The organism is Picosynechococcus sp. PCC 7117 (assembly GCF_001693275.1).
GTDB lineage: Bacteria > Cyanobacteriota > Cyanobacteriia > Cyanobacteriales > MRBY01 > MRBY01.
The window spans coordinates 1590840-1612493 of sequence record NZ_CP016477.1 but is presented as its reverse complement, the minus strand read 5'-3'; the positions used below and the strand labels follow the sequence as shown (position 1 = coordinate 1612493).

Sequence of the window (21654 nt, the reverse complement as noted above, 5' to 3'; positions counted from 1 at the left end):
CGCAGAATGAATGTAGACCCAATTGCCGAGACAACTTGATTGGTAAACAAAACGCTAAAAGGATAGTGATTGCTTGCCACTTAACACATACTACTCATCGACACTATTCCTAAGTGTCTAATTTAGAGATTGGTATCAGTCTCAACCATTAACATTAGCCTGGCTCATCTAACTGTTATACTGACAATTTTAGAATAAGCACCTATAATGTCTGGCGTCTGGATTGAATTTGCTTTCTTTTTGTCATCGGTTGCTCACTTTTAAACCTGTGCCCTATGGTAGTGACACTTTACGGTAACTTTACAATAGGATTTAAATAAATTTTCTCCCTTTTGAATCGATCAGCATTAGCCTGCCCCTAATTTGGGGTCGTCTGTAGATAGCTGTGTTGTTAGTAGGTTCTGAATCCTTGGGTCAGAATATAAATTCCAGGAGCCTTGCTCAATGCAATTTTTTATCCTGTTTTGTACGTCAGTCTTCATCCTAATTCCTGGTAGTTTCAGCGCTGCCGTTGCTGCCGACAGGTCTGATTTTTCAGAAGATGGGGCGATGCAAGCGCAAACTCCACAACGGATCAACCTATTGTCGAGTGCTTTGCCGGCAATGGGCGTTGATCGAAACTACATTCTCGGTGTGGGCGATCAGTTAGAGGTTGAAGTCTTTAATGTGCCTGAATATAGCGGTAGTCAACGGGTGCTGGCCGATGGCTCCCTTAATCTCCCGGCCATTGGTAAGGTGCCGGTTGCGGGTTTAACCATCGAAGCAGCAGAAACGGCGATCGCCACCCGCTACCAGTCAGAATTACGCTATCCCAGAATTACCCTTGTCCTGCAGCAACCCCGTTCTTTCCAAGTGACCCTCTCCGGAGAAGTCAATAGTCCCGGTGCCTATACCCTAGACGGAGGCCAGTTTCCCACCCTGGTGCAAGCCATTCAGGCTTCGGGAGGGCTCACCTATGCCGCCAATTTACGACAAGTGCAAATTCGTCGCCTCAACCCATCTGGCGCAAGGCAGACCGTCGCCGTTGACCTCTGGGAACTGTTACAAAACGGCGATGCAAGCCAAAACATCGCCCTGCGAGATGGGGATGCAGTTTTTGTACCCGCAGTAGAAACGGTGAACTTAACCGAGTCGGCTCAACTAGCAGCCTCAAATCTAATTGGTACCCCTGAAACCTTAGACATTGGTGTTGTTGGCGAAGTATTTCGTCCAGGTATCTATCGATTAACGGGCGGCGCATCCCAAACCAACCCCACCGTCTCCCAAGCCATTCGGGAAGCGGGTGGGATCAAGCCCTCCGCTGATATTCGTCAAATTCAAGTGCGACGTCTGACCCGCAGTGGCACATCCCAAACCATTGACATTGATTTTTGGGAACTGTTTCAATCGGGGGATTTGACCCAAGACTTAGCCCTCCAACAGGGGGATACCATTTCTATCGCCACCGCTGCGGCCCCATCCGATGCCGAGGCGGCCCAAATTGTGGCCACTAACTTGTCCCCCGATCAAATTCTCGTTAATGTGGTCGGTGAAATCGAGAGTCCTGGTGCTGTTCGCGTTCCTGCAAATACAACATTAAACCAAGCCGTGCTGGCCGCTGGAGGACTGACAGATCGCGCCCGCAACGATGTGGAATTAATCCGTCTCAATCCCAATGGCACCATTGTCCAGCAGCAGTTTGAAATTGATTTTTCTCAAAACGTCAATGCCGAATCCAACCCAATTCTTTGGAACAACGATGTCATCATCGTGGATCGTAATGCAACGGCTAGCTTTACAGATGGACTCTCACGCATTTTAAGTCCACTGCGTAATCTTCTGCCTTTCGGTTTCTTATTTTAAGGATGAATTTTTAAGAATTAAATTTATAAATTAAGCGCGAAACTACCATGGATAAACAAGATACCAATAACGCTGTTCTCGAATATCAAAATAACGGCCATAAAAAAAATGGCGCAGTCGCCCCAATACCGTATCCTGTCTCTCCTCTATTGCAACCAGTAGACTACGGCGATGACTTCGATTTCCGCCAATTTTTATCCGTGATGCGGCGGCGAGCTTGGTTAATTCTGGGGGTGATAACCGTTGGCATGGGGGCAGTTACCTTCAACACATTTTCCCAAGAAAAAATCTACTTATCGAAGTTTCGTTTGTTAGTTGAACCCGTCAATTCCGACAATAGTGTTTCTGACCTAGCCCGGAGCCTGCCCGGAAACTTTGGTAGCGGATCCGGTGAATTAGACTACGCCACTCAAATTCAGGTTTTACGCAGTCCCGAATTACTGCAAAAAGTGATTCAACCACTGCAGCAACAATATCCTAACCTTAACTACAATACTCTACTCAGTAATCTCAGTATTACCCGACCGGGAGAGACAAAAATTCTCGAAGTCAGCTATCAAAATCCAGACCCTGATCAAATTGAAGCAGTGTTAGAACAGCTTAGCTCGGTGTACCTGGAGTACAGCTTGGCCGATCGCCAAACCAACGTTAGACAAGGTCTGCAGTTCATCGATGAACAATTACCCGACCTCCAACAGGAAGTGGATACTCTGCAGGCAGAGCTTCAACAGTTTCGTCAAAACTACAATTTCACCGAGCCGGAAATTCATTTCAATCAGCTTGCCCAGAAAGCAGCAACCTTAGAGCAGCAGCGCTTCCAGTTGCAACAAGAGATGGCCCAGGCCCAAACCCGCCTCCAATCCCTCCAAGGGGACAGTGGAGCTTTAGCGGCCCTAGAAGATTCACCAGCCTATCAGCAGGTTCTTGGTCAACTGCGGTCGATCGAGGCGAACATTGCCAAAGAATCGACACGTTTCCAAGAGGGGAGCTTAAATATTCAAGTGTTGAGGGAAGAACGCCAGAATTTACTGCCGATTCTGCAACAGGAGGCGGAACGGGTGGGGGCAACCCAAGTGACAAATGCCGCCAATCAACTCCGCATCTTACAAGCTCGGATTCCATCCCTTAATCAAGCCCAAGCCGAAGTCGAGCAATCTTTTCAGAATCTCGCTGTCCTAAATCGGCTATATACCGATCTCCAGCGGCGACTCGGAATTTCAACGGAAGCACTGACAGAGCTCCTAGCAAGACGCCAAGCTCTACAAGTACAAGCGGCACAAACGGAGATTCCATGGGAAGTCATTGAAGATGCCACCCGTCCTAACTTGCCGATCTCCCCCAATATTCAACGGAGCTTGATGCTGGGCTTTATTGCTAGTTCGGTCTTGGGTGTTGGCGCTGCTTTGCTGCTCGACAAGCTCACTGATGTTTATTACTCTCCAGATGATCTGAAGAATCGAACAAAGCTACCACTCTTAGCCAATATTCCCTACGAAGAACAACATGGAATGGCCGGGACAGCGGCATCATCTTTGCAACCAATGCTGCGTGTCCAACGTTGGCTAGCTTCTTTGATTCCGGCTTCAACGACTCGGACATGGCAAAAAATGACCGGTGGAGATCAGCCCTATGGCTATGGCTATTATGGTGCGTCTGCCTTTTCTGAATCCCTACGGGTGCTACATACCAATCTAAAATTACTGAGTGCCGATCGCCCTTTACGTTCGGTGATTATTGCTTCGGCTTTGCCGGGGGATGGCAAATCAACAATTGCCCTGAACTTGGCACCAACGGCGGCGATTCTCGGTCAGAAAGTATTGCTCGTTGATTCTGATATGCGGCGTCCCCAGGTTGCTCAACGTCTCAATTTAAATCAAAAGCGGGGTCTCAGCACTGTAATTACAAACAATAGCAACGAGACTGAAATTGATAACTATTTACAGAAACCGATGCCTTTGGTGGATTTTTCGGTGCTGCCAGCGGGAGATCTGCCTCCTGATCCGGCAAAATTACTCGCCTCTCAAAAGATGCAGCATTTGGTTAAGGACTTTGAGCGCACCTTCGACCTCGTTGTCTACGATACGCCGCCAGTGCTTGGACTTGCGGATGCCAGTCTGTTGGCCTCACATACTGATGGTGTGATTTTAGTGGTCACTTTGAATAAAACTACGCGTTCAGCCGTTTCCCAGGCGATCGCCACCTTTAAGCAAGCCAATATTCCAATTTTAGGACTCGTTGCCAATAGTCAAACCAAAGGGACGTCCGGTAATTCCTACTCCTACTACGGCTACAAGTCCAAAAACAGTTAATTATTAAATGGTTAGTAGGCGATCGCCCACTGATCGTTTGATTTCTGCATTAACCCTCTCGCACCAGGAGGGAAATTTATATTTCCAGCTTTTTTCTAGGGAACAGTTTGGACCGAGGAAAGTTCTACACTTACACTTGAGCAACACCCAAGCAGAGCAATTCACAAAACAGGGTACTACTCAACAGCGCTCAAGATTCGTTGCTGAAAACCCCCAACTGATCCATGGCCCGCCTATGATGGACAAAAGAGTCATAAATACTTCTAGGCATCTTCATTCCAGTTGCTTTAGTCGTTGTGGCCCATTGCAACAGGTCATTTTTTCTTCAGGGCAAACTTTTGTCGCGTTTTACCTATGCTTGATCTCACTTCCTACAAATCCGTTGAAAAATGCCTCATTAAAGACCCAATTATGCTCGCGGCGGAGACCACCTTGCTTGAAGCGGCAAACACCATGGCGAGTTTAAAGCGCACCTGTGAGTTACAAGACAAAACAAGCGATGCCCTAGAGGTCAATAGTAGCCGCGCCAGTTGTATTCTCGTGATGGCAGGCCAACAATTACAGGGGATTGTGACCGAACGCGACCTCTTGAAATGGGTCATCCTAGATCAAAATTGGCAGCAGATCACCCTAAAGCAAATTATGACGACCTCTGTCATCTCCCTAACTTGGGATCAGTCTTTAACGCCTCTGCATATTTCTCAACTGTTGCAAAAACATCGGATTCGTCACTTACCAGTTCTAGACACAGAAGGTAAGCTATTTGGTTTAATCACCCACCGCTTACTGCGCGGTGTCATTGAACCGGTGCATTTGCTGCGCCTGCGATTTGTCACAGAAGTGATGGTGAGTCGCGTGGTTTATGGTGCCCCCCAACAATCCATGTGGCACTTGGCTAAGGTGATGATGGAATGTCGTGTGGGTTCAATTGTCATTGTTAAACCCCATCCGACCCTCGAACAGGCTTGGTTTCCCCTGGGAATTGTCACGGAACAGGATATTTTACATTTACGTTCCCTGGATGTGGATTTGAAAAAAATCACAGCGGAACAGACCATGACCCGGCCGACCAAAATTGCGGTGCACCGTTCTTTGATCGAGGCTAAACAACTGATGGAACGGCACCAAACCCACCGCTTGATTGTGGTTGGGGAGCACCACGAGCTCCTGGGGTTGGTGACCCAATCGAATTTGCTGGAGGCGATGAACCAAAATGAGATGTACGGGCTTGTGAGTTTTTTAGAACAGCAGATCAAAGAGCGTACCCAGGAACTAGACCGCCTCAATCAAAAACTTCGTCAAGAGGTGCAGGAACGGAAAAAAGCTGAAAATCGCATTCGTCAACTGTCTCTTACGGATGAATTGACAGGCGTTTACAATCGTCGGGGTTTCTTTATGCTCGTCGAACAGGAATTATCCTTGCTGGAGCGCCAAAAGTTGCCTTTTTCGCTCTTTTTCTTCGATGTGGATAATCTAAAGATGATTAATGATCACCTGGGCCATGGGGTAGGCGATCGCGTCATTGTCGATGCAGCCCAGATTCTGCGGGACAGCTTCCGGAGGGCAGATATTCTGGCCCGGCTGGGGGGCGATGAATTTACCTGTTTTGCGCCGGTAAACCAGGCAGAAGCGGATCTGATTTGCCAACGTCTCCAAACGGCGATCGCCAACTTCAACCAACAACAACAGCGCCCCTACCAACTTTCTATTAGTACTGGTTACACCAGTTATACCGAATTTCCAGCCAATGCTTCCCTACGCACCCTGTTGAAACAGGCTGACGAGAAAATGTATCGGAATAAGCGGCAGCGGAAACAAGGGCGACAATCTGCCTGTGACGACAACCCCCGCCCCAATACCACAAAACAGAACACAGATCCGGACTATTTGCCTAAACAATCCCTTAACTTGTAGAATTTAAAGTTCTGGAAGCTAACAGATTTCTATAGAAAAAATTATTCTGTCAATATTATGAGTAAGCGTTTACAGGTAGTCCTAAATCAGGACGTGCGCAAGCTAGGCAACAATGGTGACCTCGTTGAAGTTGCCCCCGGCTATGCCCGTAACTACCTCCTCCCCCAAGGCATTGCCTCCCTCGCCACCCCCGGCATTCTTCGCCAAGTTGAACAGCGCCGCGAAAAAGAACGTCAACGTCTGCTTGCAGAACTCCAGGACGCCGAAGCGCGTAAAGTTGCCCTCAAAACCGTGGGTAAACTCATTATCCGCAAGCAAGTTGGTGAAGAAAATCAAATTTTCGGTACCGTAACCACCCAGGATGTGGCCGACGCCATCAAAGAAAGAGCAGGCCAAGATGTGGATCGTCGTGGCATTACGCTCCCTGAAATTGGCAAAACTGGTAGCTACGAAGCCCAGGTTAAATTGCACCCCGAAGTGACCGCAACGGTTCAATTCGACGTAATCCCCCTCTAGATAGCTTTAAACCAAAGGATTGCGGCATTTATTTTTTGTCATTCAATCAAATTGTTAACCCCAGGGGCGAATCAATAGTGATTCGCCTTTTTTTTAGTCTTTGGGATGGACAATTGCTCTGTTGTCTAGGGCTTGCCATGGCAAACTCGACTACCGTCTAGAGGCCGCTGGAGTCTAAACTCTGGGCTTCTTCAGAGGTGCTGGGAAGGTGTAAGCCACATTCTTGTTTTAGGCCCCGGAAACGGGTATCCCGTTCGCTTTCATCGCCTGCCATCAAGGGCCGACTAGAGTGCCAATCCCCAACGGTGACATAGCCTTTATCAAAATAGGGATGGTAGGGGAGATCGTGGGCTATTAGATACTCATAAACGTCCTTAGAAGTCCAGGTCAAAATTGGGTGAATTTTGTACTGCTTGCCTTGTTTGGCGACGTAACCGAGGGTCTTGCGGTGGTCAGTTTGGCCTTTGCGGAGTCCGGCGAGCCAGGCTTTAGCGTTTAACTCCTTGAGGGCTCGTTGCATGGGTTCGACTTTGCGGATGTAATCGTAGCGGTTAAAGGCTTCAATATTGTCCTGTTCCCACAGTTTGCCGTAGAGGGCTTCCATGCGCGCGGGACTGAGGGGGGACTGATAGACTTTGAGGTTGAGGTTGAGGCGATCGCCTAATTCTTCAGCAAAGCGATAGGTGGCCTCTGGGAGATAGCCAGTGTCAATCCAAACGACGGGAATATCAGGGATGACCTGGGTGACGAGGTGGAGCATTACCGCCGACTGAATCCCGAAACTGGTGCTCATGATCAGCCCTTCGGGAAAGGTCTGGGACGCCCACTGGACGACTTCAACGGCATTAGCTTCGCTGAGTTTTTCGTTAACGGTCGCTAAATCAAGATCTGGCATCATCCCACCCATTTGAACATCTCCCATTGGCATTGATTGTGCTTGGGGGTTGGCGGTTTGCGCGCGGGGGTCGAGGTGGGAAAGATGCAGTTGTGGCATACTTTTACGGGTAAGTAAGGGTGATTTAGTAAATGGTGCGGTTGATTAGGGGCGATCGCCAAAGATTCGATCCTTTGGGAATTACCAAAAATCAACGCGGTAATGTCGTTACGTCATGAATGCTGGCAAAGAATTAGCCCCATTGTAGTCGAGAAGTTCCCCAATTCTGCTGTGGATTCCCTGACGATCTAACTGGCTTGGCAGGCTTTCATCTGTTGCCGTTGTTGCCATTTTGCCTCAAAGCGCGATCGCCGTTCCGGGGTCAGAGCTTCAATACAGTAGGGACAAGACACGCCAATCTCATAATCCACCGACGTTTTATCCTCAGCATCAATGGGATGGCCACAGGCATAGCACAGTTCATAGTGACCCGTTTCTAGACCATGTTTGACCGTGACCCGCTCATCAAACACAAAGCATTCCCCTTCCCAGAGGCTTTCTTCGACGGGGATTTCTTCGAGATATTTTAAAATACCGCCCTTGAGATGGTAAACCTCCTGAAACCCTTGGTTTAAAAGGTAGGAAGTTGCCTTTTCACAACGAATCCCCCCTGTGCAAAACATCGCCACCTTCGCATTTTTCTGGGGGTCTAGATTTTCGGCGACATAATCGGGAAATTCGCGGAAGGATTTGGTATTGGGGTTAATGGCCCCTTTAAACGTACCGATGCCCACTTCATAATCATTGCGGGTATCCACGAGGGTCACATCGGGATTTTGGATCAAGTCATTCCAATCCTTGGGGTCAATGTAGGTGCCGACGGTATTGTTTGGATCAACGTTCGGCTGGCCTAGGGTGACAATTTCTTGTTTGAGTTTGACCTTGAGACGTTTAAAGGGCTGCTTGGGGGCCGTCGAAACTTTGTAGGTGAGATCTGCGAGGCGAGGATCTTGATGCAGAAAGTTCACCATGGCATCGAGGGCTGTTTGGGTCCCTGCAATGGTGGCATTGATGCCTTCGTGGGCCAACAGAATAGTGCCAATGATGTTTTGTTCGTCGGCAAAGTTAAAAATAGGTTGTTGCCGTTCTTTGTAGTCAGGAAAGTCGAAAAATTTATAAAAGGTGATGACAACAAAGTCTTTCATTTGGTCGGTGCCCTCAAACAGCAGACCCTATTTTAGCCTGTGTTTTTGCGCTTTTGAACTAAAGTGCGGCAGTCTCTATCTTCTTAGGGTGGGGAAGGATAGCGCGACTGTTGAAGTGTAGCGGAAACAGTCTATCAATGCGAACTTAGAGAACGAATAAATTCCCTGATTACGTCAGTCTTGCTTCTTTGATGTTTTTTGCAGTATTGCTCCAACAGTTGCCATTCGCGATCACTAATTCGGACATTTAGGTTTTTGGTAGTCATATAATGACGTTTGCATTACAGTATGAGCATGCTAACACGCCGCGTCACTTACAAAATCTACCCAAATCGCCAGCAGGAAAAGAAGCTGCATTATTGGCGGCGTTTACATTGCAGTTTGTACAACGCAGCAATTGCCAATCGAAAAACCCAGTACCAAAAGTTCCACCATGCAGTCGATTACTTTGAGCAGCAAAATAGTCTGCCGGAGTTCAAGAAAGTGTGGCCAGAGTTTAAGGAACTAGGTTCCCATGCGTTGCAGGCAACGTTAAAGCGAGTGGACTTTGCGTTCAACCGATTTTTCAAGGGATTGGGGGGATATCCAAAGTTCAAGGCATCTCGGAGATATTCGGGGTGGACATATCCTTGTGGAGCAGGTTGGCAGGTAGAAACAGACGGTGAGCATGGCTTCCTCAAGTTAAGCAACTTAGGCAGAATGCCGATGAGAGGAAAAGCGCGTACCTGGGGGAAACCAACAACCTGTACGATATTTTGCCGTCAGGGGAAATGGTATGCCTCAATCACCGTCAAATGTGAACCCAAGCGGGAAACCGAGGGTGGGTCTGTTGGCATTGATTTGGGTTGCAAGGAAGCGATTACCCTTTCTACAGGGGAGCAAATATCAAAGCCTGACTTTATCAAAGTCGGTGAGATTGCCGTAAAGCAAGCATCCAAGCAACTCAGACGGAAGCGTGCACCAAACCGAAATAAGCGAGTTAAAGCATCGCGGCGGTGGCGGAAAGCGAGACGACAAGTGTCAATGCGGCAACGCAAAATTACCCGTCAGCGCGAAGATTGGTTGCATCAAATCACAAGCAACATAGTCAGCGGTAATAGCCTAGTTGCAGGTGAGCAGTTAAACGTCAAAAACATGACCCGCAAAGCCAAAAAAGGCAGCAAACGGAAAGCTCAAAAAACAGGGCTTAACCGCTCCATTCTCTCGGTTGGCTTCGGCATGATTGGTTCAATGCTGGAATACAAGCTGGCAGAGGCGGGTGGATTCTATGTAGAGTCTCCTACCCGGAAACTAAAGCCCTCACAGCGTTGCGCTAAATGTTGGGAGTTAACGCCAAAGACATTGGCGAATAGGGTACATATTTGCTCAAACCCGAAATGTGGCCATGTAGAAGATAGAGATATCAATGCTGCTCAGGTCAATTTAGCCTGGGCAAGGGGTCAGGAACTGGCCTCTTTAGTCGCGGAGCCGCCAAGAACTACTGATTGTGGAAGCATGAGGCAACTTGGGACGATGAAACGACGGAAACTCCATGCCTCTTAGACTGGAGTAGTTCATTTTCCCCACCCATAATCGGAGGGGGAATGATATTCTCATTAATCGTGCTTATTCTAATCGGGTTTCGTCATTGATGGTTTTGGACTCTCCCAAGGAGCGTTTAGCTGAATTTTTACGCCTTTTGCCATTTTCTGTGGCGGAATTGCCAGCGGAGGCTTGCTTGGTGGGCGGTGCCGTGCGGGATGCCCTCTTGCAGCGCCAAAGTGATTATATTGATTTTGATTTCGTCGTTCCCAAAAAGGCAGTGGAAACGGCCCGTGCCATTGCAAAAAAATATCAAGCGGGTTTTGTGGTACTCGATGAGATGCGCCAAATTGCCCGGGTGGTCTTCCGGCAGGGAACGTTGGATTTTGCCCAACAGGAAGGGGACAGCCTAGAGCGGGATTTGCGGCGGCGGGATTATTGCGTAAATGCGATCGCCTACCATATCCGTTCTGATTGCTTAGTCGATCCCCTCAATGGCCTCGCTGATTTGGAAAATAAGGTGTTGCGGATGGTGACGCCGGAAAATTTGGCCGACGACCCCCTGCGGTTATTGCGGGCCTATCGCCAGGCGGCGCAGTTGGGCTTTACCTTAGATGCGGCCACCAGGGCACAAATCCGGGAATTGGCCCCTTTAATTAAAAATATTGCAGCGGAACGAATTCAGCATGAGTTGAACTATTTGTTGCACCACCCACAAGGCGATCGCTGGCTAGAGTTGGCCTTCCAGGATGGCTTGTTGGCCCATTGGTTGCCCGCAGCGGATCAGACGAGCTTAGACCGCATGCAACGGTTAACGGCCATTGGTCAGGAATTCGCCGCAGTCTACCCCGAATTTGCCACGGAGACAGCTTGGCTCGCCCTGGGGAAATTGGCCTGTTTGGTGGGCAGCGATCCCGAAAAAGCCCAACAGGCGATCGCCCGCTTGAAATATCCCCGGTACGAACTACGCACCGTCAGCACCGTCATCGAGATGCTCCCCCAACTGTTGGCCAGCCAAGCACAACCCCTGAGCCTGCGGGAACAATACTTTTTCTTCCAAACGGTTAAGGGTACTTTTCCGATCCTTGCCCTGGTTGCCCGGAGTTTTGGCCTCAGCAGTGCCTCGTTAGCGCCATTACTGCAACGGTATTTCACCGCCCACGATCCCGTCGCCCATCCGGTTTCGCTTTTATCAGGGAAGGATCTCATCCGTGAATTGCACCTTTCCCCCAGTCCCCAAATCGGTCATCTACTCACCGAAATTCAAGTGGCCCATGTCGAAGGAAAAATTCACACCAAAGCCGAAGCGATCGAGTGGGGGCGATCGCAACTGCACTAGCCACGAAACACAAAAAAATGCAGCCAAGCATCATTCTGGACTGCACCTTTAGATTATGAAATTGTGGGACGGCAATCAAAATTAAGGGGTGATGTAGCCCAGTTCAGTGAGCTTCGCCATCACTTTTTCGATACTTTCTTCGAGTTCTTCAAGGTCAGTGCGGCACTCCACTTCAGGATTGGTGGGGGCTTCATAGGGATCGTCAATCCCGGTAAAACCTTTAATTTCACCCGCTCTTGCCCGTTGATAAAGACCTTTAACGTCTCGTCGTTCACATTCTTCGAGGGGGGCATTGACGAAAATCTCGACGAAATCACCAATTCGTTGCCGCACTTCTTCGCGAATTTCCCGGTAAGGAGAAATGGCAGAAACAAAGACAATCACACCATTACGGGTGAGCAGATGGGAAACAAAGCCAATCCGACGAATATTTTCATCGCGGTCTTTTTTGCTAAAGCCTAGGCCCTTGGTGAGATTTGTCCGGACAATGTCGCCATCCAGAATTTCTAACTTACAGCCAGCCGCTTTTAAACGTTCCGCTAGGGCATGGCTAATGGTGGTTTTCCCTGCACCACTTAGACCGGTGAACCAAACTGTGACGCCACGATGCTCCATGTGACTTTTTTCCCTCAGAAACAAAACATAAACAGTTTAATGGGAGAAGGGTTTTTTTGAAATTTATCTCCCCACTGTGGCGCGTTCTGAACCAGATCAGCCGCTTTTTTCAGGATTGTCTTTTGTTGCTGTTAAAGTCCCGCGTCTGTTAATTGTGAAAAAAAGCAAGCTTGGGGTTGCGTCCTGGCCAAAGGGCATTAGGATTGTAGAGATATTTCCACATCTTGAGCATGTGGCATCAATCTCGACGCTGCACCATGGGCTGATCGCTAATTTCGGCACGGTTAGGTGGCGAGATCCTGATTACAATTAAAAGCAATTTTTCTGCCCCCCTCTTGGTGATATGAACGAACTGCGCACAACTTCCTTGGATTCCCTAGAATCTGATTCTTGGTCTGCTGAAGCAGAGGCTAACCGTCTCATGGATGATGTGTTTGCGGATATCGATCAGCTCTTAGGCGATCGCCAGCCGCCCCAATCTTTTAGGCGATCGCCAGAGCCAGAAATCAGACCAATGCAATCGGTATTAGTCACCCAGGGAGACCTCATGGGGCCTCCGCCAGAGGAACCCCCCTTTCCACCAGAAGAGATCGACGCAGAATTGGTGGTCAAACGAGGCTGGGGCTATTACACAGAGCGACTTCTATTTATCTGCTCCTGTGCTTCTTTGGTGGGCGGTATTCTGTGGTTAGCGGCGAATGATCAGTTAAAAATGCCGCAATTCCTCAGTCGTTCTACCCCTCCGGCGACGGAGACAGTCCCCCCAGAAAGCCCAGAGCCGGGGACAGAATTTGCGAACTATATTCAGCGAGCGCTCGACAATATTGACCGCCAAGCAGATACAGAAGCACCAGCATCAGAAGCAAATTCCGGGCCACAGGTCATTGAACGCATTTATATTCCGGTCTATCCACCGAATGCGGGCACCAATGGCAGTGCAAACTTATCCCAGGGTTTAGCCCTCTTACCACCACCGCCCAGTGTGGAACCCCCCGTGGCGATCGCCCCCCCACCGCCACCAAAACAAAATTCAGATCCCTTAGCCATCGTGCCGCCCCCTGCACCCCGTGCGGTGACCCCAACCGTCAACGATGTACCTGCGCCCCCCACAGCGCCAAAGACGATGTATAGCCTCGTGGGGGTTTTAGAAGCGGGCGATCGCTCCGAAGCTTTATTCAAAATCAATGGCACCACCCAACGGTTCCGTCTCGGTGAAGAGTTGGGCAGTGGCAGTTGGAAGCTGATTGGTGCCCAGAGTAACCAAGTCATCCTGGAGCGGGCTGGTCAGACGCGCACTGTTTATGTTGGTCAAGACTTCCCCAGCAATTAAACTGCTAAAGGACGTTTTTAAGTTTTTGAGGCAGAGATTGTGTTGGCGTTTGGGAATCAACAGCCGATTCGGTTCGGCACAGACGGTTGGCGTGGCATTATTGCGGCGAATTTCACCTTTGAACGGGTACAACGGGTGGCGATCGCCACAGCCCATGTTTTAAAAGAAAATTTCGCAGAACAAGCCATTGATAACACGATAATCGTCGGCTATGATCGGCGGTTTCTCGCAGACGAATTTGCCCTCGCCGCCGCCGAAGCGATCCAGGGGGAAGGATTTCACGTACTTCTAGCCAATAGTTTTGCGCCAACCCCGGCCCTGAGCTATGCCGCCCACCACCACAAGGCTCTAGGGGCGATCGCCTTAACGGCCAGCCATAATCCAGCGGGTTATTTAGGATTAAAAGTGAAAGGGGCTTTTGGCGGCTCGGTTTCCGAAGAAATTACGGCTCAGATTGAAGCGCGACTGGAAGCCGGGATTGATCCTCAACATTCAACGACGGGCAGTTTAGATTATTTCGATCCGTGGCAGGACTATTGCGCCGGACTACAGCAACTGGTTGATTTAGAAAAAATTCGCCAGGCGATCGCCGCTGGTCGTCTCCAGGTCTTTGCCGATGTAATGTATGGCGCAGCGGCGGGCGGTTTGACCCAACTGCTCAATGCGGCGATCCAAGAAATCCATTGTGAACCAGATCCTTTGTTTGGCGGCCGCCCACCAGAGCCTTTAGAAAAACATTTGTCTCAACTGCAACGCACCATTCGCGCCGCCCATAATCAAGATTCAGAGGCAATTCAGGTGGGATTTGTCTTTGATGGTGATGGCGATCGCATTGCTGCTGTGGCTGGGGATGGTGAGTTTTTCAGTTCCCAAAAGCTAATCCCAATTTTGCTGGCCCATTTGTCCCAAAATCGCCAATATCAAGGGGAAGTGGTAAAAACCGTCAGCGGCTCTGATTTAATCCCCCGTTTGAGCGAATACTACGGTTTGCCAGTCTTTGAAACACCCATCGGCTACAAATACATTGCCGAACGAATGCAACAGACCCAGGTGCTTCTTGGTGGCGAAGAATCCGGCGGCATTGGCTACGGCCACCACATTCCCGAACGGGATGCGCTGCTGGCGGCATTGTATCTCCTAGAGGCGATCGCCATTTTTGATCAAGACCTCGGCGAGATTTACCATTCTCTGCAAACCAAAGCTAATTTTTATGGCGCCTATGACCGCATTGATTTACATTTGCGGGACTTTTCCAGTCGCGATCGCCTATTAAAAATCCTCGCGACAAATCCCCCCAAGGCGATCGCCAACCATGACGTAATTCACAGCGACCCCAAAGATGGCTATAAATTCCGCCTTGCTGATCAAAGTTGGTTGCTGATTCGCTTCAGTGGTACCGAGCCTGTACTGCGGTTATATAGTGAAGCGGCCAATCCTGAAGCCGTACAAGAAATCCTGACCTGGGCGAAAACCTGGGCTGAGGCTGCCGACCAAGCCGAAGGTTAGACTAAACAGACAGGGAAGATGAAATATTTCTCCCTGCTCTGTCTGGGTTCACTGCCGAGCTAACGCCTTCGCACTACTGAAAATATGATGTTCAATCGCTCCTTCGCCATTTATTTCACATTAATTTGCGGCAGTTTCGGGATCTGCTCCACGAAGGCGATCGCCCAACCCCAGTGCAACGCCCCCTTAACAGAAATTGTGCCCCAACTCCTGGGAGATTTACCCAGCTATGGTAATCGGGTCATTCAACGGGCGCGTAATTTAGACCGTACTGAAGATAGTTTTAGTTATATTGTCATCGCCAGTCCAGGAAATTTAACTCCTCTACCCCTCAAAAATCGTCAATATACGCCTACGGTGCCTGATACTACGGAGCAGATTTTTTTCACCACCTTAGAAACCCAATACAACAACAGTCAAAAAATCAGCTTTGAAAACTACTATTGGTTGTTTCTAACCCCTACGAACAATGGTTGGGCGATCGCCAATGTCGTTTCTAGCCTTGCCAATCCTGATCCTAGCCAACCAGCTAACCCTCCCCGTGATGCGTCCCGAGGTTCCGTGGGCCAAGCCGTTAAACTTTGGCTCCGCGATTTCTATGCGACCTGTTCTACCTAGGACCCTTTCTAAGGCGATCGCCACGTTTCTCATCTCAATGACGACGATCATCTCCACAAGAGGTTAGATCATCATTACTTAAAGTTAAAAAACCGCTTATTTTACATAGCTATAAAGTATTTTATTTATATACCTAAAGATGCTATGGCTCAGATATCTAACCAAAACTTTATTCAAGACTTATTAATTCAACAAAAAATTACTTTTTTTTTTAATATTGGATTCTCTTTTTTTTGAAATTTAGCCTGTAAAATGAATGTATGCAAAGGCCAGTCCCTTGGTACAGTTAAAAAATTAATATTTCGTTTTTGGGGATCTCACTTAATCTTTGAACTAATCTGTATTCTGAAGTTAAGTGAAAGAAAAAACGAAGGTAGCTTGTTACGTCCATACTTTGCTGCGTCTCCAAAATTAATTGACTTGATTACTCTTTATGCAATGCATTTTTTTTAGATGCAGCTTATTGGTTCGAGTACAAATAAAGGAGAATTGACATGAATAAAATGTTCTTATTTGTCGGCGCTAGTATTTTTGTTCTTTTGGGAAATATGGCACAAGCTAACGAGATGTCACGGACAAAAGAGGCAAAGGGGAAACTCCTGTATATGCAGCCTGCTGGTTATGTTTGTGTAAACAATCCCAGTCCACAATGTGCTTTCACCATGGAAGCTCTGACAATGGGTATGGGAGGGCAAATGCATGCCTTAGACAGGGAACAAGCCGCAGAACAACATGGGCCAGGCAAGCATCGTCATTTGTCTGAAAACCATCTTTGTTTGAATAATCCAAATCCTGAGTGTGCTAATCCTGTTCAGAGTGCAGATACCCGACAAAATATTCCGCCTCGGCTTAGATAGAGTTCGGTCATCTAGGTAATAAAAAAGCGCCGTCCCTTGAGGGCGGTTTTTTATGGTTGATATATCTTTGAAATGGTGAATTGCCCTCTAAAAAACAGACTATCCACGCATGATGAGAAGGTGGATAGTTGAGTTAAAAAAACTTCAGAAATGTCCTATTGATTATGGTGTAAAGTGCCAGTTTTCAAAGGTTTGGAGTCGGGAATTGGGGGTAGTCGGTTCTGGTTTTGGATCACCCAAGGAAGAATCTACTTCGTGAACTGTTGCGGGGACTGGTTGTGGGTCACCACCAGGATTGGCAATGCCGCCATGATCCTCACAAAGGGCTGGCCCCACGGTGCCGAGGCCACTGGAGCTGCCTGCATAGCTGTGGAGTGTGCCGTCTGCGCATTCAATGGCCCAGATATCTCTCCCATCTTTGTTATAGAGATGATAAGCGTTCCAGGCTAAAGCAGACTGCGGCATTAAGGACAAGGCCATTGCCGGAATCATTAGGAAAGTGAGTGTTTTCATCAGAGGCTACCTCTTTTTATTCAGTTGTAAAACAGTCGATACTGGGGATTAGTTGCGGCGTATTAATCCCGATGCAGTATGACCCAGCGACAAGTGGCTTCAAGGGAGCCGTCAAGTGAAAAGAACTGCTTGATGATATCTGGTGTGGGTCTGTTTCGATCATAACCGACAGGAAAAGCACTAATGGGGCGTCTGTTTCTGGGCGCTTTGCAACTCAACGTTAAATTGTTGTTGCAGTTTGCTACTGGGAAAAGTTTTTTCTTCTATCCTTTGGCCATAAGTCCTAATGCTTGGGAGAAAAATTCGATGGCGACAATTCGTGGAAAAGTTTGTGCCGGTTTTGCCTTGGCGATCGCCAGTGTGCTCACCCAGCAAGCTCTAGTCAAAGCCCATCCCCCTGAACATTTCTCCCATCCATCTGAGATTGCCCAACAAAGCACTGGTGTAGATTTACCACCGGGGCCAAATACAATGTTACGGGCACCGGTGAGCATGGCAGAAAACCTCGAAGTGATTATCTCAGACGTGATTATTCCGCCGGGGGGAAGCTTGCCCCTCCATTACCATCCCGGTGAAGAATTTATCTATCTGCTCGAAGGCTCTGTGATTCATATCGAAACCGGAAAACCCAACCAAATTCTTGTAGCAGGCGATACCTATGTGATCCCGCCCTATGCCCAGCACGCTCCCCAAGGAGGCCCAGAAGGTGGGCGAGCTATTGTCTTTCGGGTGCATGTAAAAGGAGAGCCAGAGCGTATCCTAGTAGAAAGTGAAGAATAAGTTCTCCATCCAGGGGCAAAAATAGCTTGAGATAATGAAATTATTGAATCGATTCATTGGGGGTCTGGTGCTAGTCTGGCTTGCCCAGGGGACCAAAGCCGCAGCCTTTATGACCCACTTAATTCCCGGCCACGAATACCTCACCCTTTTTGCCCTTGAACAATTACAAACAAGCCCCGATCCCCTAACGCGCAACTTCTATGGCACGCCCGTCGGCTCCATTGATCGTCAAGCCCATCCTTTATTTAATGGCAATACCCTGGTGGATTTTCCGGGGCTAGATCGTCCCTTTGCCGAGCAGTTGATGCAAATTTTAGTCGGGCCAGAAGATTGGGAAGTTCTATCTGAAGCGGAACGGGATGAATTATTAGCGGGCATGATTCGCCACGATGACAATCGCTCCCAAATTACAAACTTCACGCGAAATTATCTGGGGAACGCCCAAGAAGAATCCGTCAGCGCCCATGAATCCTGTGGGTTATCCCATAATTTCATCAAAGACACCATTATCCATGGCGTTGCTTCCATGGCCGGGCCATTGTCTCCGCCGCCAGACTCCGAAAGTTTCGAGCAGCGACACCGAAAAATGACGGGTCTCAAATTTATCGGGGCCGCCCTCCATACTCTGCAAGACTCTTTTTCTAAGGCCCATACCCAAAGACACCCGGACACATGGCTCATCGAAGATATTTGTAGTTATCGCTTTGCCTACTTTGGCCGCCATGAACCTTCTGGCTATTCGGTGGGCTGTGTCCACACCCATTTTCCCTTTGAGGAAGATTTTGGTGGTGGGTCGTTATTAATCGATGATCAGGTGTGGGACCGGGGTCAAACGGGCTGTGAAATAGGAACAGACGGTCAATTGATCAAAAGTTTTGCTTGCCTAAAGGATGAGACCAAGATGGCCGTGGTGGTCACGCGGGATTTGCTGGCATTATTAGTGCCTTTTTTGAACCACGCCCTCTGGCACCAAGAGGTTTTACAGACTGAGCTAGAAACGACCTTGATGGATTTTTTGCAGACTTATCACCCAGACCCGGTGTTAAGGGCAGCCGACCAGGGGATTATGAGCTGCGATCGCCTGGTGAATTTTTCACCCCACACCCGTTTCGATGCCCACCCCCCAGCAATTCAACCCGTTACAATCGACTTTGAACCAGTGCCGTTCCAGCAAAATTTAATGGAGATATTTTTGAATGACCTTTAAGCTCGATAGCCTGCCTTCACAACAAGGCAAAAAAGCCATCGTTACCGGCGCAAATACAGGGCTTGGCTTTGAAACAGCCATCGGTTTGGCAAAAACAGGCTGTCATGTGATTTTGGCCTGTCGGGACATGGACAAAGCAGCAGCGGCCGCAACTGAGATCCGTCAGCAGATCCCCGACGCTAACGTGGAGACAATGGCGTTAGATCTGAGTCAATTAGCCTCTGTTAAAGAATTTGCGACAGCCTACCGTCAACGGCATCAAACTTTAAATCTCCTCATCAACAATGCGGGCATTATGTTCCCTCCCTATAGCCAAACGGTAGATGGTTTTGAAAGTCAGTTTTGTGTGAATTATTTAGGCCATTTCCTCTTAACGGCGCTCTTAATTGATCTGATGCCCGACACCGCAGAATCACGGGTTGTTTCGCTCAGTAGCAACGCCCATAAATTCGGCAAAATTAATTTTCAAGATCTACAGTCCGAGCAAGACTATTCGGCAACAGCGGCCTATGGCCAGAGCAAGTTGGCTTGCTTACTGTTTGCGGTGGAGTTGCAACGGCGGCTAGCAGCAAAAAATAAAAACATTCTCTCGGTGGCGGCTCACCCAGGCATCGCCCCCACGGAACTTGGCCGCTACATTCCGGCATTTTTAGCGGGCCTAATCCGTTTGATTTTTGTGCCTTTCTTCGCAAATTCCGTCGAACAAGGCGCATTACCCACCCTGATGGCCGCCCTCGAACCCACGGCAACCGGAGGCGACTATTTTGGCCCCCAGGGCTTTGGGGAGATGTCCGGCAAACCAGGACGCGTTGAGAAATCAGACCAAGCCAAAGACGAGGCGATCGCCAAGCAATTATGGGAGACTTCTGAAACGCTGATCAACTGTCCATTGACGATCCCAGACTAACGACGATGATCAGTTCCGTGGGTCATGCTCGCATAAAATGCGGTCTAGTCCTTCCAGTTGACTGCAATCGATTGTGCCGTTCCCAGCATTCCCAGTAGAACCATTGGCACTACCGAGCGAAACGCCTTTGAGCAGAGACATACCCTTAAATCCCGATTGTTGATTATTCGCCCAACTGCTCGGATGACTGTCGCCAATGGTATAGTTGCCTGCTTTTAAGGTGACATTCGGGCGCACAATCCAATAGGCATTGGGCACGCCCCCTTGACCCGGTTGTGTCGTTGCTTGCCAGGGGCCATAGGTGGTGCCGTCCTGATGGGTCAGCCACATTGTTCCAGGAGCTTGACCCCGGGCATCGTTCCAATGGTAGTTCATGAAATAGGTCAACAGTGCCGCATTCGGTAAAGAAAACTGTGTGGCACCGCTTGGGCTATTACGAACACCATAAATATTATTGTTATCAAAAAGAGTTACTTCTTGAAGGGCCACTTCTGGGGAGGCTGTTGGTGCTTGGGCAGCGGAATTATTTTGATTGAGACTGAGAAGATAGTCCCCTGTTTCGCCGGCTTCATAGCTATTAACAACGATGGTATATTCCCCCGTATCGGGTAGTTTAATGACTAATGTTTCCTTTTCGCCTTTCCAGTTGTCATCAATTTGTGCGATTGCTTCTCCTTGGGGATCAACCAAAATCAACAATCCATCAAAAGCTTGGGTTTCAAGGGTAATTTGAATCGTATCTCCGGCTTGCCCCGTAAATAGATGCGCATTGTAAAATGTCCCATCATCAAAAACCCGACTATTCCTCGTTAAGGTGCCTCGCCATTGCCTTGAATTTGCACCTGTTTGGGTCTGGCTCGGTGTAGATGACTGGGTGGCGCTGTTATATTTATTTGCTGAAACGATGCAATAGGCGTAGCTGTTGCGGAACGTGTCGGTGTTTCGCACCTGTACCCAACTGGCAGTTCCTTCGACATAGTAGGGCAGCGGGCCTTCGATCATCCGCATTTGGCGCGTTTGGGGGCCAAATTCTAGCAGATAACCCTTGCCCGCCCTGAGATCAAAGGGGCCAGTAACTTCCCAGATCCCATTATTTTGAGTCCAGTTAGGCCGCATTTCTGAGGTGATCATTGAAAAAATGACGTACACAGGCCCAGGGTTTTGGGGGCCATCATTGAGAGCTTCTTGGTATGGCGTCCATTCTAAAGGCCCCTGAAACGGTAAACCATAGTTCCCACAGGAAAGGGCCACATCACCGCCATCTTCCTGGGACGTATTTTGGGAGCCGGACTGACTACAGGGAACTTCCACAAGGCGACAGTTGTACTGGTCACAAACTTCATCAAAACAGCGATTTTCGAGATTATCGAAGGGGTTGGCTGCGGTGAGGGTCGCCCCTTGGAACATCAGTAGGACTCCGAGAAAAACAGTCCGACTACTAAAATTAGCAACCTGTTGAATCTTCATTTGCCTTCCCCCTGTGCTGAGAATGGGGACATTGCTTTGAGATTTAGAAAAAGGCTTTTTTTAGGAATAGTCAATCTATTTGATCACTGGCTAAATTCGTTGCGACTTTAACAATTGAATTGTTGCTTTTTTTCTAGATCTCTCCTTATTTTCATTGTATCAAAGGAATTTCAGGGCCATAGGTAATGTTTTAGACTTTACTTTAGAGTTTAATTTTTTGGTCAATAAATATTAACTTGTGTTGATAATTTTAAATTAAAGCCAATAGGGTTTTACTAGGGAGCAGCAATGATTGTCGTCCTCAGGTTTTGCAAAGAGAATCCGGCTCAGAATC

General features: G+C 48.5%; 19 protein-coding genes. 14 read left to right on the top strand and 5 right to left on the bottom strand.

Translation table 11 applies throughout. The features are described 5' to 3' along the window. The first annotated feature begins 444 nt into the window (after positions 1–444). The 4 genes from AWQ22_RS07710 (at position 445) to rplI (ending at position 6581) form a co-directional block, all read left to right on the top strand. Positions 445–1842, top strand: coding sequence for an SLBB domain-containing protein (locus AWQ22_RS07710; protein WP_232321316.1), 1398 nt, complete (start codon positions 445–447; stop codon positions 1840–1842). A 47-nt stretch (positions 1843–1889) separates the two neighbouring features. Further along, positions 1890–4151: a polysaccharide biosynthesis tyrosine autokinase gene (locus tag AWQ22_RS07705; RefSeq protein WP_065710701.1), complete on the top strand. Its 2262-nt coding sequence runs from the start codon at positions 1890–1892 to the stop codon at positions 4149–4151. A gap of 354 nt (positions 4152–4505) precedes the next feature. Further along, positions 4506–6065, top strand: a complete 1560-nt coding sequence (locus tag AWQ22_RS07700) for a diguanylate cyclase (RefSeq protein WP_065710700.1) — start codon at positions 4506–4508, stop codon at positions 6063–6065. 57 nt (positions 6066–6122) lie between these two features. Then, positions 6123–6581, top strand: a complete 459-nt coding sequence (rplI, locus tag AWQ22_RS07695; RefSeq protein WP_012307112.1) for a 50S ribosomal protein L9 — start codon at positions 6123–6125, stop codon at positions 6579–6581. Positions 6582–6738: 157 nt separating this feature from the next. Here the strand turns inward: rplI and cysH are convergent, their stop codons facing one another. Together cysH and AWQ22_RS07685 are read right to left on the bottom strand one after the other, a co-directional pair. Continuing rightward, positions 6739–7488, bottom strand: coding sequence for a phosphoadenosine phosphosulfate reductase (gene cysH / locus AWQ22_RS07690; protein ID WP_198166549.1), 750 nt, complete (start codon positions 7486–7488; stop codon positions 6739–6741). Between the two features lie 275 nt (positions 7489–7763). Then, positions 7764–8660, bottom strand: a complete 897-nt coding sequence (locus AWQ22_RS07685) for a rhodanese-related sulfurtransferase (protein WP_065710699.1) — start codon at positions 8658–8660, stop codon at positions 7764–7766. Between the two features lie 288 nt (positions 8661–8948). Here AWQ22_RS07685 and AWQ22_RS07680 point away from each other — a divergent pair, with 288 nt between their 5' ends. Both AWQ22_RS07680 and AWQ22_RS07675 read left to right on the top strand, forming a co-directional pair. Next, positions 8949–10202, top strand: coding sequence for a transposase (locus AWQ22_RS07680; protein ID WP_232321315.1), 1254 nt, complete (start codon positions 8949–8951; stop codon positions 10200–10202). Positions 10203–10290: 88 nt separating this feature from the next. Then, positions 10291–11520: a CCA tRNA nucleotidyltransferase gene (locus tag AWQ22_RS07675; protein WP_065710698.1), complete on the top strand. Its 1230-nt coding sequence runs from the start codon at positions 10291–10293 to the stop codon at positions 11518–11520. Between the two features lie 81 nt (positions 11521–11601). On the opposite strand, the gene cysC is transcribed toward AWQ22_RS07675, so the two are convergent. Beyond that, the gene (gene cysC / locus AWQ22_RS07670) at positions 11602–12135 is read right to left on the bottom strand and encodes an adenylyl-sulfate kinase (protein ID WP_065710697.1); all 534 of its coding nucleotides are present in this window, start codon (positions 12133–12135) and stop codon (positions 11602–11604) included. A 76-nt stretch (positions 12136–12211) separates the two neighbouring features. Between cysC and AWQ22_RS16710 the strand changes: the two genes are divergently transcribed. From AWQ22_RS16710 to AWQ22_RS07650, 5 genes are all read left to right on the top strand, one after another. After that, the gene (locus AWQ22_RS16710; RefSeq protein WP_157094594.1) at positions 12212–12448 is read left to right on the top strand and encodes a hypothetical protein; all 237 of its coding nucleotides are present in this window, start codon (positions 12212–12214) and stop codon (positions 12446–12448) included. 30 nt (positions 12449–12478) lie between these two features. Beyond that, the gene (locus AWQ22_RS07665) at positions 12479–13465 is read left to right on the top strand and encodes a hypothetical protein (RefSeq protein ID WP_065710696.1); all 987 of its coding nucleotides are present in this window, start codon (positions 12479–12481) and stop codon (positions 13463–13465) included. A gap of 42 nt (positions 13466–13507) precedes the next feature. Then, a complete protein-coding gene (locus tag AWQ22_RS07660) occupies positions 13508–14971 on the top strand; it encodes a phosphoglucomutase/phosphomannomutase family protein (protein WP_065711673.1) in 1464 nt (487 codons plus the stop codon). Between the two features lie 84 nt (positions 14972–15055). Then, a complete protein-coding gene (locus AWQ22_RS07655; protein ID WP_065710695.1) occupies positions 15056–15589 on the top strand; it encodes a hypothetical protein in 534 nt (177 codons plus the stop codon). 494 nt (positions 15590–16083) lie between these two features. Beyond that, positions 16084–16446 (top strand): hypothetical protein, encoded by a 363-nt coding sequence (locus tag AWQ22_RS07650; protein ID WP_065710694.1) that lies wholly within the window; start codon positions 16084–16086, stop codon positions 16444–16446. A gap of 162 nt (positions 16447–16608) precedes the next feature. On the opposite strand, the gene AWQ22_RS07645 is transcribed toward AWQ22_RS07650, so the two are convergent. Further along, entirely contained in the window at positions 16609–16959 is a 351-nt protein-coding gene (locus AWQ22_RS07645; protein WP_065710693.1) for a hypothetical protein, read from the bottom strand. Positions 16960–17265: 306 nt separating this feature from the next. Between AWQ22_RS07645 and AWQ22_RS07640 the strand changes: the two genes are divergently transcribed. The 3 genes from AWQ22_RS07640 to AWQ22_RS07630 are packed head-to-tail and all read left to right on the top strand — an operon-like array spanning position 17266 to position 19853. Then, complete coding sequence (locus AWQ22_RS07640; RefSeq protein WP_084449040.1) at positions 17266–17739, top strand: cupin domain-containing protein; 474 nt, start codon at positions 17266–17268, stop codon at positions 17737–17739. Between the two features lie 34 nt (positions 17740–17773). Beyond that, positions 17774–18946: a hypothetical protein gene (locus AWQ22_RS07635; protein WP_065710691.1), complete on the top strand. Its 1173-nt coding sequence runs from the start codon at positions 17774–17776 to the stop codon at positions 18944–18946. Beyond that, on the top strand, positions 18936–19853 hold the full coding sequence (locus AWQ22_RS07630) for an oxidoreductase (protein WP_065710690.1): 918 nt from the start codon (positions 18936–18938) through the stop codon (positions 19851–19853). The genes AWQ22_RS07635 and AWQ22_RS07630 overlap by 11 nt, the downstream gene beginning before the upstream one ends. A 9-nt stretch (positions 19854–19862) precedes the next feature. On the opposite strand, the gene AWQ22_RS07625 is transcribed toward AWQ22_RS07630, so the two are convergent. Next, complete coding sequence (locus AWQ22_RS07625) at positions 19863–21320, bottom strand: PPC domain-containing protein (protein ID WP_157094593.1); 1458 nt, start codon at positions 21318–21320, stop codon at positions 19863–19865. Positions 21321–21654 lie beyond the last annotated feature (334 nt).

Excerpts from the sequence above, each read along its gene's own strand:
- AWQ22_RS07640 (WP_084449040.1), top strand. The coding sequence starts at position 17,266 with ATGGCGACAATTCGTGGAAAAGTTTGTGCCGGTTTTGCCTTGGCGATC.
- AWQ22_RS07685 (WP_065710699.1), bottom strand. The coding sequence starts at position 8,660 with ATGAAAGACTTTGTTGTCATCACCTTTTATAAATTTTTCGACTTTCCT.
- AWQ22_RS07630 (WP_065710690.1), top strand. The coding sequence starts at position 18,936 with ATGACCTTTAAGCTCGATAGCCTGCCTTCACAACAAGGCAAAAAAGCC.
- AWQ22_RS07635 (WP_065710691.1), top strand. The coding sequence starts at position 17,774 with ATGAAATTATTGAATCGATTCATTGGGGGTCTGGTGCTAGTCTGGCTT.
- AWQ22_RS07625 (WP_157094593.1), bottom strand. The coding sequence starts at position 21,320 with ATGAAGATTCAACAGGTTGCTAATTTTAGTAGTCGGACTGTTTTTCTC.
- AWQ22_RS07680 (WP_232321315.1), top strand. The coding sequence starts at position 8,949 with ATGAGCATGCTAACACGCCGCGTCACTTACAAAATCTACCCAAATCGC.
- AWQ22_RS07700 (WP_065710700.1), top strand. The coding sequence starts at position 4,506 with ATGCTTGATCTCACTTCCTACAAATCCGTTGAAAAATGCCTCATTAAA.
- AWQ22_RS07645 (WP_065710693.1), bottom strand. The coding sequence starts at position 16,959 with ATGAAAACACTCACTTTCCTAATGATTCCGGCAATGGCCTTGTCCTTA.
- cysH (WP_198166549.1), bottom strand. The coding sequence starts at position 7,488 with ATGGGTGGGATGATGCCAGATCTTGATTTAGCGACCGTTAACGAAAAA.
- rplI (WP_012307112.1), top strand. The coding sequence starts at position 6,123 with ATGAGTAAGCGTTTACAGGTAGTCCTAAATCAGGACGTGCGCAAGCTA.
- AWQ22_RS07705 (WP_065710701.1), top strand. The coding sequence starts at position 1,890 with ATGGATAAACAAGATACCAATAACGCTGTTCTCGAATATCAAAATAAC.
- AWQ22_RS07665 (WP_065710696.1), top strand. The coding sequence starts at position 12,479 with ATGAACGAACTGCGCACAACTTCCTTGGATTCCCTAGAATCTGATTCT.
- AWQ22_RS07655 (WP_065710695.1), top strand. The coding sequence starts at position 15,056 with ATGATGTTCAATCGCTCCTTCGCCATTTATTTCACATTAATTTGCGGC.
- AWQ22_RS07675 (WP_065710698.1), top strand. The coding sequence starts at position 10,291 with ATGGTTTTGGACTCTCCCAAGGAGCGTTTAGCTGAATTTTTACGCCTT.
- cysC (WP_065710697.1), bottom strand. The coding sequence starts at position 12,135 with ATGGAGCATCGTGGCGTCACAGTTTGGTTCACCGGTCTAAGTGGTGCA.
- AWQ22_RS07710 (WP_232321316.1), top strand. The coding sequence starts at position 445 with ATGCAATTTTTTATCCTGTTTTGTACGTCAGTCTTCATCCTAATTCCT.
- AWQ22_RS07650 (WP_065710694.1), top strand. The coding sequence starts at position 16,084 with ATGAATAAAATGTTCTTATTTGTCGGCGCTAGTATTTTTGTTCTTTTG.